Origin of the sequence: Aequorivita aquimaris (assembly GCF_001573155.1) — a bacterium.
Taxonomy (GTDB): domain Bacteria; phylum Bacteroidota; class Bacteroidia; order Flavobacteriales; family Flavobacteriaceae; genus Aequorivita; species Aequorivita aquimaris.
Genome location: NZ_JRWG01000004.1, coordinates 308,468 through 322,077 on the forward strand (window position 1 = coordinate 308,468; position 13,610 = coordinate 322,077).

At 41.2% G+C, this 13,610-nt stretch carries 13 protein-coding genes and 1 pseudogene; 7 read left to right on the forward strand and 7 right to left on the reverse strand.

Going from position 1 to position 13,610, the window contains the following annotated elements:
• Positions 1-54: 54 nt before the first annotated feature.
• Together pckA and LS48_RS08785 are read right to left on the reverse strand one after the other, a co-directional pair.
• Entirely contained in the window at positions 55-1,656 is a 1,602-nt protein-coding gene (pckA, locus tag LS48_RS08780) for a phosphoenolpyruvate carboxykinase (ATP) (RefSeq protein ID WP_062622064.1), read from the reverse strand.
• Between the two features lie 70 nt (positions 1,657-1,726).
• Complete coding sequence (locus LS48_RS08785; RefSeq protein ID WP_062622066.1) at positions 1,727-2,125, reverse strand: DUF423 domain-containing protein; 399 nt, start codon at positions 2,123-2,125, stop codon at positions 1,727-1,729.
• A gap of 71 nt (positions 2,126-2,196) precedes the next feature.
• Between LS48_RS08785 and LS48_RS08790 the strand changes: the two genes are divergently transcribed.
• Positions 2,197-3,564: a saccharopine dehydrogenase family protein gene (locus LS48_RS08790; protein WP_062622067.1), complete on the forward strand. Its 1,368-nt coding sequence runs from the start codon at positions 2,197-2,199 to the stop codon at positions 3,562-3,564.
• 68 nt (positions 3,565-3,632) lie between these two features.
• Here the strand turns inward: LS48_RS08790 and LS48_RS08795 are convergent, their stop codons facing one another.
• The 3 genes from LS48_RS08795 to LS48_RS08805 form a co-directional block, all read right to left on the reverse strand.
• Complete coding sequence (locus LS48_RS08795; RefSeq protein WP_045081334.1) at positions 3,633-4,325, reverse strand: zinc metallopeptidase; 693 nt, start codon at positions 4,323-4,325, stop codon at positions 3,633-3,635.
• 135 nt (positions 4,326-4,460) lie between these two features.
• Complete coding sequence (locus LS48_RS08800) at positions 4,461-7,490, reverse strand: leucine--tRNA ligase (RefSeq protein WP_062622138.1); 3,030 nt, start codon at positions 7,488-7,490, stop codon at positions 4,461-4,463.
• A gap of 86 nt (positions 7,491-7,576) precedes the next feature.
• On the reverse strand, positions 7,577-8,437 hold the full coding sequence (locus LS48_RS08805) for a UbiA family prenyltransferase (RefSeq protein WP_076692436.1): 861 nt from the start codon (positions 8,435-8,437) through the stop codon (positions 7,577-7,579).
• A gap of 132 nt (positions 8,438-8,569) precedes the next feature.
• On the opposite strand from LS48_RS08805, the gene LS48_RS08815 reads away from it, so the two are divergent.
• From LS48_RS08815 to LS48_RS08840, 6 genes are all read left to right on the forward strand, one after another.
• Complete coding sequence (locus LS48_RS08815; protein ID WP_062622072.1) at positions 8,570-9,448, forward strand: cell division protein FtsX; 879 nt, start codon at positions 8,570-8,572, stop codon at positions 9,446-9,448.
• Between the two features lie 63 nt (positions 9,449-9,511).
• Entirely contained in the window at positions 9,512-9,775 is a 264-nt protein-coding gene (locus LS48_RS08820) for a DUF3098 domain-containing protein (RefSeq protein ID WP_062622073.1), read from the forward strand.
• Positions 9,775-10,569 (forward strand): undecaprenyl-diphosphate phosphatase, encoded by a 795-nt coding sequence (locus LS48_RS08825; RefSeq protein WP_062622075.1) that lies wholly within the window; start codon positions 9,775-9,777, stop codon positions 10,567-10,569. The genes LS48_RS08820 and LS48_RS08825 overlap by 1 nt, the downstream gene beginning before the upstream one ends.
• Entirely contained in the window at positions 10,569-11,258 is a 690-nt protein-coding gene (gene truB / locus LS48_RS08830) for a tRNA pseudouridine(55) synthase TruB (RefSeq protein WP_062622076.1), read from the forward strand. Before LS48_RS08825 ends, truB begins: the two co-directional genes overlap by 1 nt.
• A gap of 71 nt (positions 11,259-11,329) precedes the next feature.
• Positions 11,330-12,052, forward strand: a complete 723-nt coding sequence (locus LS48_RS08835) for a hypothetical protein (RefSeq protein ID WP_062622079.1) — start codon at positions 11,330-11,332, stop codon at positions 12,050-12,052.
• 116 nt (positions 12,053-12,168) lie between these two features.
• Positions 12,169-12,738, forward strand: a complete 570-nt coding sequence (locus LS48_RS08840) for a DNA-3-methyladenine glycosylase I (RefSeq protein ID WP_062622081.1) — start codon at positions 12,169-12,171, stop codon at positions 12,736-12,738.
• A 5-nt stretch (positions 12,739-12,743) separates the two neighbouring features.
• On the opposite strand, the gene LS48_RS08845 is transcribed toward LS48_RS08840, so the two are convergent.
• Positions 12,744-13,085 (reverse strand): hypothetical protein, encoded by a 342-nt coding sequence (locus LS48_RS08845; protein WP_062622083.1) that lies wholly within the window; start codon positions 13,083-13,085, stop codon positions 12,744-12,746.
• Between the two features lie 248 nt (positions 13,086-13,333).
• A pseudogene (locus tag LS48_RS08850) lies at positions 13,334-13,610 on the reverse strand (hypothetical protein); the annotation flags it as partial.

Genomic DNA, 13,610 nt, shown 5'->3' on the forward strand with positions numbered 1-13,610 from the left:
ATAAAAAAAGGCTTGCCGCACTGGCAAGCCTTTTTGTTTTAAGCTATTTTGATTCTAAGCCGAAGCGGGAGCCCCTGAAAGGATTTCTTCATTGGCATAGGACTCAAACTTGGTGAAATTCTCTTTAAACGAATTCGCCAATTCCTTGGCTTGAATGTCGTAGGCCTTTTTGTTTTTCCACGTTTCCTTTGGGTTTAATATTTCCGAAGGAACGTTGGGGCAAGATTTAGGCATCATCAAATTGAAAATAGGGTGCTTTTCAAATTCCACATCCTTCAACTTTCCTTCCAACGCAGCAGCAATCATTGCTCTTGTGTATTTCAGTTTCATTCTGCTACCTACGCCGTATGGCCCTCCGGTCCAACCGGTATTGATTAACCAAACATTTACGCCGGAATCTTTCATCTTTTTGCTCAACATTTCAGCATATTCCGTAGGGTGAAGCGGCATAAACGGCGCTCCAAAACACGCAGAAAAGTTTGGGGTCGGCTCGTTGATTCCTTCTTCCGTACCCGCAACTTTAGCCGTATAACCACTTATGAAATGGTAAGCAGCCTGCCCCGGAGTAAGTTTTGAAATGGGAGGCAAAACGCCAAAGGCATCTGCCGTCAAAAAGAAAATATTCTTCGGATTGTAGCCAATGGAAGGCACTTGGATGTTCTTTATGTGATAGATAGGATAACTTACCCTTGTATTTTGCGTGATGGAAGTATCGGCAAAGTCAACTTCGCCATTTTCGTCCATCACTACATTTTCCAACAATGCTCCAGGTTTTATTGCATTGTAAATGTCTGGTTCCTGTTCTTCGGTCAAGTTTATAACCTTTGCGTAGCAACCGCCTTCAAAGTTGAAGATTTTATTATCCTCAGTCCAGCCGTGTTCGTCATCGCCAATCAATTTACGGTCCGGATCTGCGGATAGCGTTGTCTTTCCCGTTCCGGAAAGACCGAAGAAAATAGCGGTCTCGCCATCGTCGCCAACGTTTGCAGAGCAGTGCATTGGCATCGTATTTTTTTCAACCGGAAGTATGAAATTAAGCGCAGAAAATATACCTTTTTTAATTTCGCCAGTATAACCGGTACCGCCAATTAAGGCAATTTTTCGGGTAAAGTTTAGGATAGCGAAGTTATGCTGGCGCGTTCCGTCAACTTCAGGATCGGCTGTAAATCCCGGGGCATTTACAATAAGCCATTCTGGGTCAAAAGACACCAATTCCTCTGCCGTAGGGCGAAGAAACATGTTGTGGGCAAACATATTGGACCACGGCGTTTCATTGATAACACGTATGTTCAATTTGTATTCCTTGTCGGCGCAGGCATAGCTGTCGCGCACATAAATTTCCTTTTCGGAAAGATAATCAACAACCTTATCATAAAGTCTATCAAACATATCGGGAGGAAATGGAATGTTGATATTTCCCCACCACACCTTTTCGCGTGTAACATCGTCCTTAACAATAAATCTGTCCTTGGGGGATCTTCCTGTAAATTCTCCGGTATTTACCGCCAAGGCGCCGCTCGCAGCTTCTTTTCCTTGACCTTTTTGCAATGTTTCGTTGTGAAGTTCTTCAGAAGAAAGTTGATATTTAACTTTTGCATTCTTGATTCCGTATTTTTCAACTGAAATCGTTTTTGTAGCTTGGTTTTTATCGACCATACCTTTTTTAAATTTTGTAGAGTACAAAAGTAGCAAATCTTAGAGAGATTGAAGAAAATATGAAAAACATTTATTGCTTCTTTAACGAAAGCATTTTAAATGCAAACCAAATCCAGCCAATTATAAATAACAATCCGCCGATTGGGGTTATAAAACCAATTTTTGCCGTATTGAAAGGCAAAATGGCATTCAGCGCAAGCAGATAGATAGAACCCGAAAAGAGCAGTATGCCAAGGATAAAAAACCAAAATACGGTTTTTTTGATTTTTTCCGGAATGGATGGCGCCAAGCCCACGGCCAAAATAGCGAGGCAATGGTACATTTGGTACCGTATTCCGGTTTCAAAGGTAGTGAGTGCGGCAGCGTCAACCATATTCTTTAATCCGTGGGCGCCGAAAGCCCCCATTGCTATTGTAGCGGCGGCAAGAAATGAAGCCGTGACCACCATATTTTTATCGAAAACCGTCATTTTTAAAATTTGGAATTAGTAATTTCGTCCTTTACAAAATCTATCTCCAAAGTTAACAAAAAACTCCCCCAATGAGAAACATATTAATTATCGGCGCAGGAAGATCTGCCACAAGTTTAATCCGTTATTTGCTGGACAAAAGCGAAAAAGAAGACCTTTTTATAACCATTGGGGATATATCCATTCAATCTGCGCAGAAGTTCACCTCAAACCACCCAAACGCCCGCGGGATTATGCTCGACGTTTTTAACGATGTGCAAAGAAAGGAAGCGGTGGAAAACAGCGATTTGGTAATTTCCATGCTTCCCGCACGCTACCATATTGAAGTAGCCCGCGACTGTATTGAATTCGGAAAGCATATGGTTACGGCCTCTTACGTGAGCAAAGAAATGCAGGCGCTGAACCACAAAGCCGAATCAAAAGGACTGGTTTTTATGAATGAAATCGGTCTCGACCCCGGAGTGGACCATATGAGTGCCATGCAAGTGATTGATAGAATACGCGCCAAAGGCGGAAAAATGTTGTTGTTTGAATCCTTTTGCGGCGGGTTGATTGCGCCTGAAAGCGACGACAACCTTTGGAATTACAAATTCACTTGGAATCCGCGAAACGTAGTTTTGGCAGGCCAAGGAGGCGCTGCGGAATTTATACAGGAAGGAAAATACAAGTACATCCCATATCACAGACTTTTCCGAAGAACAGAATTTATCAATATTGAAGGGTATGGCAAATTTGAAGTGTATGCCAACCGAAATTCCTTACAATACCAATCAATTTATGGGCTGGATAATATTTTAACGCTTTACCGCGGCACCATTCGTCGCGTGGGTTTCAGCCGTGCTTGGAATATGTTTGTGCAATTGGGAATGACCGACGACAGCTACACCATTCCCGATTCCGAAACCATGAGCTATCGCGACTTTGTAAACCTATTTCTTCCCTATTCGCCTTCAGATACGGTGGAATTGAAACTTCGCCACGCCTTGAAAATAGACCAGGACGATTTAATGTGGGAAAAACTGGAAGAGCTCGATCTTTTCACCAAGGAAAAAAAGTTGGAAATTAAAGATGCTACACCCGCAATGGGGCTTCAAAAAATATTGGAGGACAAATGGACACTGGCACCGCACGATAAGGATATGATCGTGATGTACCACAAATTTGGGTACGAGCTTGAAGGCAAAAAATATCAAATAGACAGTCACATGACGCTTATTGGCGAAGACCAGACCCATACGGCAATGGCAAAAACCGTAGGACTTCCCGTAGCCATTGCTGCACTGAAAATTTTAAATGAAGAAATAACCACGCCCGGCGTTCAGCTTCCAATTGCCAAAGAGGTTTACGAACCTATCTTAAAGGAGCTGGAAGAAAACGGAATTATCTTTCACGAGAAAGAAGTGGATTATTTGGGATACAATCCAGACAACCTTCATTAAAAGTATCTTCTTTAAACACCAAACCCGCCCATAAAAATAGGCGGGTTTGTTTTTGCATTAATTTTTTTTTAATCGCGACTTCCCAAGAAGATAGAAATAAAATATAGCAGTGTTGCCAAGGAACCAATTGCCGCAACCACATAAGTTCTGGCTGCCCATTTCAACGCATCCTTTGCGCCTTCGTGTTCCTGTGGGGTTACCATATTATTGGTTTCCAACCAGACTAGCGCACGCTTACTGGCGTCAAATTCCACCGGCAGGGTGATGAAGGCAAAAGCCGTGGTTACCGCAAAAAGTAAAATACCGATCCCGAAAACCCAGCTGCCAATTGCCGAACCTGTGGCAAACAAAATAAGACCAGCCATAATCACAAAATTGGAAAGCTTGCTCGAAACACTTACCGCGGGAACGATAGTGGAACGCAATTTCAACCAACTGTAAGCTGTGGCGTGTTGCACCGCGTGTCCACATTCGTGGGCCGCAACCGCTGCCGCAGCAGCATTTCGCTGCATATAAACTGGCTCGCTCAAATTCACCGTTTTCTTTGAAGGATCATAATGGTCCGTCAATTGACCCGGAACCGAAATAACCTGCACATCGGTAATTCCGTTGTCGGCCAGCATTTTTTCGGCAATTTCCTTTCCGCTCATTCCATTTTGAAGGTGGATTTTGCTGTATTCCTTAAACTTGCTCTTTAATTTGTGGCTTACGTACCAACTCACCAAAAAGATTAATCCTGCAATTATATAGTATCCAAACATAGGTTTTATTGTTTAAAGTTTGTTGTTTATAGTTTTTCTCTGTGTTCTTTGTCTTTGTGGTAAAAATTTTAATAACCACAGAGACACAGAGGTCACAGAGATTTTTTTACAATATAGCAAATAGTGTGCAAATTTTTAACCCACGATATTTACGATTTTTCCGGGCACGATAATTACCTTTTTTGGCGTGCGCCCCTCTAAATACTGGGCTGTCTTTTCATGTGCCATTACGGCAGATTCTATTTCTTCTTTTGAAATATCCAATGGCAATTCCAACGTAAAACGCATTTTTCCGTTAAAGGAGATTGGGTATTCCTTAGTGCTTTCCACCAAATATTTCTCTTCAAATTTTGGGAAAGACGCTGTGGAAATACTTTCCGAATGGCCCAATTTCTCCCAAAGCTCTTCCGCAATGTGCGGTGCATAGGGCGAAATAAGAATGGCCAACGGCTCCAAAACCTCGTGTGAATTACATTTTTGTGCCGAAAGCTCGTTCACCGCAATCATAAAAGAGGAAACCGAAGTATTGAAACTAAAGTTCTCAATATCTTCCTGTACTTTTTTAATGGTTTTGTGAAGTGTTTTCAAACTGTCTTTTGAAGCGGCTTCTTCAGAAACATAAAAACTTTCGTTTTCACCCGAATGATACAATTTCCAAAGTTTTTTAAGAAACCCGTGTACGCCCGTAATTCCTGCGGTGTTCCACGGTTTTGCCTGTTCCAGAGGGCCGAGGAACATCTCGTACATTCTCAAAGTGTCGGCGCCGTATTGCTCGCAAATATCATCGGGGTTTACCACATTGTATTTGCTTTTGGACATTTTTTCTACTTCGCGGGAAACTTTGAAACTCCCATCTTCTTCAGTAATAAATTCTGCGTTTTTATATTCTTCTCGCCAATTTTTGAAAGTTTCAATGTCTAATTCATTTTTTGTCTCATTTATCAAAGCTAAATCAACGTGAAATGGAGTATAACTAAATTCAATTTCTTGGTTTTTAAAATCAGGATTTAATTCAATAAATTTCTGTAATATGATATTGTATGTTTTCGAATTAGAATCTTTATCAATGTTATGAATATGTTTTAAACTTTTATCAATAAAAGAATCAGATATAAGAATCGGAACTGAGCTTTGAAATACATAATAAGTATCGCCTTTATTATAACCTGCCGTAATTCTATTCACAAAAGCACTCTCCCCCAAAATCATCCCTTGATTTATCAGCTTCTTAAAAGGTTCGTCCACGGGTACCAAACCGCGGTCGTGCATAAATTTCACCCAAAAACGGCTGTACAACAAATGGCCGGTAGCGTGTTCGCTACCCCCAATGTACAGATCCACATTTTTCCAATAGTTTAACGCTTCCTTTGAGGCAAAAACCTCGTCGCGTTTTGCATCTTCCATATATCGGAAAAAGTACCAACTGCTTCCCGCCCAACCCGGCATGGTGTTCAATTCCAATGGAAAAACGGTTTTGTGGTCAATCAAATCGTTGCTTACAACTTCATTGGTTTCGGTATTCCACGCCCAAACATCGGCACGGCCCAACGGCGGTTCGCCTTCTTCGGTTGGTAGGTATTTTTCAACCTCGGGGAGGCGCAACGGCAAACATTCCGTAGGGATAATTTGCGGCATTCCATCTTTGTAATAAATCGGGAACGGCTCGCCCCAATAGCGCTGGCGGCTAAAAACGGCATCGCGCAAACGGTAATTTATCTTGCCTTTGCCAATCCCTTTTTCCTCCAAGGCAGCGATTATTTTATCAGTGGCTTCGGCATAGTTTAAGCCGTTGAGAAAATCACTGTTGGCAATAATCGTATTTTCCTTATCGGAATAGGCTTCCTCAGAAATATCAGCATCCTTAAAAATATTCGGAATGGGCAGATTGAAATGTTTCGCAAAATCATAATCGCGCTGGTCGCCACAGGGAACGCTCATTACCGCGCCCGTGCCGTAACCCGCCAAAACGTAATCGCCAATCCAAATTGGGATGGGTTTCTTTGTAAATGGATGCTCAGCATACGCGCCCGTGAACACACCGGTAATGGATTTTACATCGGCCATTCGTTCGCGCTCACTGCGTTTTGCGGTAGCTTCCACATACTTTCCAACTGCTTCTTTCTGTTCGGCAGTGGTGATTTTTGAAACCAAATCGTGCTCCGGCGCCAAAACCATAAAACTGACTCCGAAGATGGTGTCGGGGCGGGTTGTGAAAACTTCAATTTCGAGGGATGAGCGATGAGGGATGTGGGATGAGGTTTCGCCAACTCCTAACTCATAACTTATAACTCTAAACTTTACGCTCGCTCCTTTGCTTCTTCCAATCCAATTGGTCTGTGAATCCTTCAAAGGTTGCGGCCAATCTATTTTATCGAGTCTGTCGAGCAAACGCTGGGCATAGGCCGTGATGCGCATACTCCATTGTTTCATCTTTTTTCGCACCACCGGATAGCCGCCGCGTTCGGAAACGCCGTTTACTATTTCATCATTCGCCAAAACGGTTCCCAGTTGCGGGCACCAGTTTACTTCAGTTTCGGCTAAATATGTCAATCTATATTTTAGAAGAATTTCCTGCTTTTTCGTTTCAGAAAAATCCAGCCATTCCGAAGCGGTGAAATGTGCCGTCCCCTCATCGCAGACCGCATTTACGTGTACATTTCCTTCCGAAGAAAAAATAGCGCGCAGTTCTTCAATGGATCGGGCTTTGTCTGCATCTTTATCATACCAACTTTCAAAAAGCTGTATGAAAATCCACTGCGTCCATTTGTAATATTCTGGGTTTGAAGTACGCACCTCGCGGCTCCAATCGAAGGAAAACCCTATTTTATCAAGCTGTTCGCGGTAACGGGCAATATTTTCTTCAGTAGTTTTTGCGGGATGCTGCCCTGTTTGGATGGCATATTGCTCGGCCGGAAGTCCGAAAGAATCATAGCCTTGCGGATGCAACACATTATATCCTTGGTGGCGTTTGTAGCGCGCATAAATATCACTGGCAATGTACCCGAGCGGATGCCCAACGTGCAAGCCCGCGCCGGACGGATAGGGAAACATATCCAAAACATAGTATTTCGGTTTGTCGCTTTTGTTCTCGGCCTTAAATGTCTGTTTTTCGGCCCAATGTTTTTGCCACTTTGCTTCTATCTCGTTGAAGTGATATTTGCCCATCTTCTTGTATTTCTTTTGAAAGTTATTTCCATTGGTGGAAAGAGCCGCAAATTTAAGGTTTATTGGAAGAAGTAAAACCCTATATTTTAAAAATTTGGATGTAACAGATTTCCGGAATACAGCACCCAAATCATGGAAAGAATTGCGGAAACGTTAATGGCAATTCCAAAGATTTTCATTTGTGTTACCGAATAGGGTCTGTCTTTGAAGAAAACGAAAATATCCAAAATCAGCCAAAGCGAAAAAACCGCCAAAAAGCCCGACAGCACCCAATCATCAAACCAGAATTTCAAGATATACGCTTCAAATAATAATAGAAAAAGCATTAAAAGTTTCGCTTTTTTTCTTCCTATTAAAACTGCGGTGGTTTTCTTTCCGACTAACTTATCGGGTTCAATATCCATAATTTCCCCAGCAATATGGGCTTGAAAAGCAAAGAGTGTAAGGTAAAGCATTGTTTGCCATGGAAGCATTTCCAAATTGTTCAACTGAATACTGAAAAGTGCCGTGAAAACATATCCAACCTGTATTAAAATCTCAAACGGCGGGCGTTCTTTTAGTCGAAAGGGTTTGTAGTTGTAAATGATATTAATAACAATCATAAACAATAAAAGAATGAAAAGTTCGCCCCCTCCGATGTATGAAAAATATGCCAAAAAAGGAACCATCACGAAACAGATTTGCCATGGTACGTTTTTTAATTCTTCTTTACTCAATTTAGCGCCGAAAAGGTAGTTCCCCTTTCTTGGGTTTAAGGAATCTGCTTTTCCATCGGTAAAGTCATTCAATCCATAAACCAGAAAATTTAAGGGAAAAGTTACAAAGAAGAGTCCCACCCAAAAAAGTGGTTTTTCCCAAAAGTTTGAAGCTAGTTGGAATGGAACCAAATAAATCCAAATTGTTGGAAACCAGAGTCCCGGTCGGGAAATTTTTAGGGATTTTAGCAAATTTTTTATGATAATACCAAAATTTAGGGCACCCCAAAAATAATCTTATTATAACAAATTGGAAACTTTCGGCGTTGTTTAACACAAGATGCAAAATTACTTGTATTTTTACGCCAAAATTCAGCAAACCCTATGAGTTCTTCTTTTGAAAAATATCAAAAACGCAGATTGATTTCTTCCTATTTTTCAGTGGTCATCAGTATTTCGCTGGTGCTTTTTCTACTGGGATTGTTGGGCTTGTTGGTTTTGAATTCAAAAAAAGTTGCCGATTATTTTAAGGAACAAATTGCGATCACCGTTTTTTTGAAAGACACGGCGAAGGAAGTTGAAATCACCCAATTGAAGCAAAGTTTGGCGCTGGCTGAATATACAAAGTCTGCCACTTTCGTTTCAAAGGAAGATGCCGCGAAGGAGCACCAAGAAACTTTGGGCGAAAATTTCATTGAATATCTGGGCGAAAATCCACTTCAAAATAGCATTGACGTTTACATTTTGGCAGACTACGTTACGCCGGCAAAAATGGAGGAAATAACAAACGAGCTGAAAAGCAAGGATTTTGTGGACGATGTTATTTACGACAAACCTTTGATTGCGCAGCTTACCGAAAACGTGAAACGCATCAGTTTTTGGGTTTTGGTAGTCAGTGGAATTTTTACTTTTATCGCGGTGTTACTTATAAACAGTAGCATTCGCTTGAGTATTTACGCAAAACGATTTACAATTAAAACAATGCAAATGGTTGGCGCGACAAAAAAGTTTATTCGCAAACCTTTCGTTTGGAAAAGCGTTCGCCTTGGAATAGTTGGCGCCATTGTAGCAATGATTGGAATGGGCGTAGTGCTTTACTACCTCAATGAAAGTTTTCCACAGTTGCAATTATTGGGCGATCCGCTGCTCTTGGCGGTTTTGTTTATATTTATATTTTTAATGGGCGTTTTGATAACTTGGATAAGTACATTTATAGCTACGCAACGCTTTTTGAACCTGCGAACCGATGATTTGTATTATTGATAGTTTCTTTACAAATCAGTGAAACCTGTAACTTTGAACTTGAAAACTGAAACTTTTTAAACAATGGGAGAGAAAAAACGAAAAGAAAATTACGAGCCGCAGTTTGTTTTTGATAAAAGAAACTACAAATTTATGCTTATTGGCGTGGCTTTTATTGCCTTAGGTTTTATACTTATGACCGGCGGTGGAAGCGACGACCCCAACGTTTTCAATCCTGAAATTTACAATTGGAGAAGAATACGCTTGGCTCCCGCAATGGTGCTTTTGGGCTTTGCGATTGAAGTATATGCCATTTTGTTGAAACCCGATAGCAAAGAAGAAAATTAGTGGATTATATAGACGCCATTATTCTTGGTATTATACAAGGTTTTACGGAATTTCTGCCCGTTTCCTCCAGCGGCCATCTCGAAATAGGAAAAGCAATTTTGGGAGATACTTCCGTGCCCGAGGAAAGTTTGCTTTTTACGGTAATTCTCCACTTTGCTACGGCGCTCAGTACGCTCGTGGTTTTTAGAAAAGATATTATTCAGATTTTTGGAGGCATTCTGAAATTTCAATGGAATGAAGAAATGCAATTTGCTTTCAAAATCGTTCTTTCCATGCTGCCGGCCGTTATAATCGGTTTGCTTTTTGAAGAGGAATTGGAATCATTTTTCGGCGGAAGCATTGCTTTCGTAGGGGCTATGCTCATAATTACCGCTGTCCTTTTGTGGTTGGCAGATCGTTCCAAAAACACTGGAAAGCCAGTAACCATCAAGGATTCGATTATTATAGGCGTAGCGCAGGCTGTGGCCATGTTACCCGGAATTTCCCGAAGTGGCGCCACAATTTCTACTTCTGTTCTTTTGGGAAATGATAAAACCAAAGCCGCCCGGTTTTCATTCTTAATGGTCGTTCCCTTAATCTTCGGAAAAATAGCAAAAGACCTTTTAAGTGGCGAAATTTCAACCCACAACACACATTTGGGCGTTATGGGCGTAGGTTTTTTGGCTGCCTTTATCTCTGGACTTATTGCTTGCACTTGGATGATTTCACTCGTTAAAAAAAGCAAGCTGCGCTACTTTTCAATCTATTGTGTACTCATTGGCCTTATTGCCATCATTTCAAGTTTTTACGTGTAATGACTGCAGAGGATTACAAAGAAGGCCAAGTAATTTTAATAGACAAACCCTTGGAATGGACTTCCTTCCAAGCGGTAAACAAAGTGCGTTGGCTCATCCGGAAATCCTTCGGAATAAAAAAAATTAAAGTGGGCCACGCCGGCACGCTCGATCCTTTGGCCACGGGGCTTTTAATTATTTGCACAGGAAAATTCACCAAAAAAATTGACACGTTCCAAGCACAGGAAAAGGAATACACGGGTACTTTTATACTTGGCGCCACTACGCCCAGCTACGATTTGGAAACGGAGATTGATCAAACTTTTGATATTTCAGAAATCACTTCAGAAAAAATAAAGGAAGCCACAAAGCAGTTTTTGGGTGAAATACAGCAGCAACCGCCCGTATTTTCGGCTTTAAAAAAAGAAGGAAAGCGGCTTTATGAATTTGCCCGGAGTGGCGAAGAAGTGGAAATTCCATTCAGAACCGTCACTATTTCAGAATTTGAAATAACAAATACCGAACTTCCCACAATAGACTTTCGTGTGGTATGCAGTAAAGGCACCTACATCCGCTCTTTGGCGAATGATTTTGGAAAGGTTTTAAACAATGGCGCACATCTTTCTGCATTACGAAGAACCAGAATAGGCGAATTTTCTGTAGAAAATGCTGTCGGCATTGAAACTTTTGAGGCCTCGCTTCCAAGTTAAAATATCTTTAATACCGTCTTAATTTTCAGCAGTTTTGTGGAATTTTGCACAAAATTTCGGTACTTGCAATAATGAATTTTAATTATTCATACAGAGCGTTCCTTATCACTTCCCTGCTCACGGGCAGTTTGGTGCTATTCCTATTCAGCGTGAAACTTTCCAAAGAACGCGAGGAAAGCACCGAGGAAACCTATGATGTAGTGATGGCGCCCGAGGAATTGCTGCCCGAAGACCTCGCCATTGCAGAACTCACCCCTGAAAAAGTAAAGATTGAAACCAATCGCGCCTATAACGAAGCCGAAAAATTTATTTCCTCGGTTGAAAATGAAGACGAAGAAATAACCGAAACCACCGAGGGCAAACTTCAAGAAATGAACGAGGCTTTGGAAAATTCAAAAAGCGATAACGGGAACGGAGCTGCAGTAACAACAAAAACCGAAAAAGAAAAAAAGAAGAAATTATCCAATAGCAATAGCGCAAAAGACGCCGAAGCGGTTGTAAAAGGAGGCAACAGAAATACAACAATAAGTTACCAATTGGTAAACCGAAAAGATATTGACCTGCCCAATCCCGTCTATACCTGCTATGGCTCGGGAAAAGTGGTAATAAACGTGGAGGTGAACAATCTGGGAAAAGTTGTGAAAAATTCATATAACAAAACCGCTTCTACAACTTCAAACGAGTGTTTGATTGATGCTGCGCTGGAATATTCCGAGCAGGCCCGTTTCAGTACGGATGCATCCAAGGCGAAACAGTTGGGTACCATTACCTTTAATTTTCCTGGGCAACAATGAAAAAACTTTTCAGTTGGCAGTTGCAGTTGACAGTTTAACCCCCAACCCTTAAAGGGGTGCAGGGGTTGGCTTTCACCGGGGCGGACTGGGGTAGGAATATTTGTAAAATATGAAATATGAATTCAGAAAAAGTGCGCTGCGGATGGTGCGGAACCGATCCACTCTATGTAAAATATCACGATGAGGAATGGGGCGTGCCGGTGAAGGATGATAAAACGATGTTTGAATTTTTACTTTTGGAAACCTTTCAGGCAGGGTTGAGCTGGATTACCATTCTTCGGAAACGCGAAAATTTTAGAAAAGCGTTTGACGATTTCGACTATAAAAAAATTGCCAAATACGACCAATCCAAAATAGATTTGCTACTTCAAAATGAAGGGATAATTCGCAATAAACTAAAAGTGCATTCAGCGGTTACCAACGCAAAGGCTTTTATGGAAATCCAAAAGGAATTTGGAAGTTTTACAGAATATATTTGGAGTTTTGTAAACCACGAACCCATTAAAAATATTTGGCAGACACACAAAGATGCACCAGCCACAAGTTCCGAAAGCGATGCTTTGAGCAAAGATTTAAAAAAGCGTGGTTTTAAATTTGTGGGCAGCACCGTGGTTTACGCTCATATGCAGGCCACCGGAATGGTGAATGACCATATTGAGAGCTGCTTCCGATATCACGAAGTGTGATTTTATTAAAAGATATTATTTTCAGAATTTAAAGTATTGGCCGCAGCAACTGCCTTTAAGGCCTGATTGTACTGTGTGGCCAATTCCGGATCTGTATTTTTCTCTTCGGAAAATAGTTTTTGAAACCAAGAAACGGCTTTATCATATTCACTTTTGAAATAATAAGCAGTGGCCAGTTTTTTATAGATGAAGGGGGTTCCGTAGCCTTCCTCTACAACTTGCTCATACACACGAACTACGTCAATATCTTTATTGACATCTGTTTTGTGTGATTTTGATTGCGAAAAAGAAACGGTTGAAAAACTGGCAAATACAAATAAGGCAAGCAGGTTACGCTTTGTAATCATTGGGGATATTGAGTTTAATGCAAACAATTTGTACGGGGATACAACTGTTCGCGAGGTTTGTTATCCTCAAAAACTGAAAAACGTTCAATATATTGCCACGACAGAATAATTTAACAAAATTACCCGTCAACCTTATATAATTTATTAAAAATACTTCTTTTAAATTTTTACGACAGCCTTTGAATTTTCAGAAGATTTTACTGCTTTGAGTGTTTGCTTATAACGCCAGTCTGTCTCAAAACCGCCCTTCAATTGTTGAAAATAGTTTTTAATTCCATTTTCGGCAAGTAAATGGAGTAAAAGTTGAAAGATCGGCCTTTGTCCCCAGAAACCGTTTTCAGGGCATGTTTGTGAAGGGAAAGCGCCCCTTGAAGCCATAAAAGCAGCAAAACAGGCCACCCTGCAAGCGTTATCCCCAGCTTTAGCATTCGTTTGAGGTTGTATGCCAGCGCAATCAGGCCAAAATCCGCCGAGGCACTCTCAAGGCCCCTCTTGGTCATGATATGGTCGAACCCCCATTGCCGT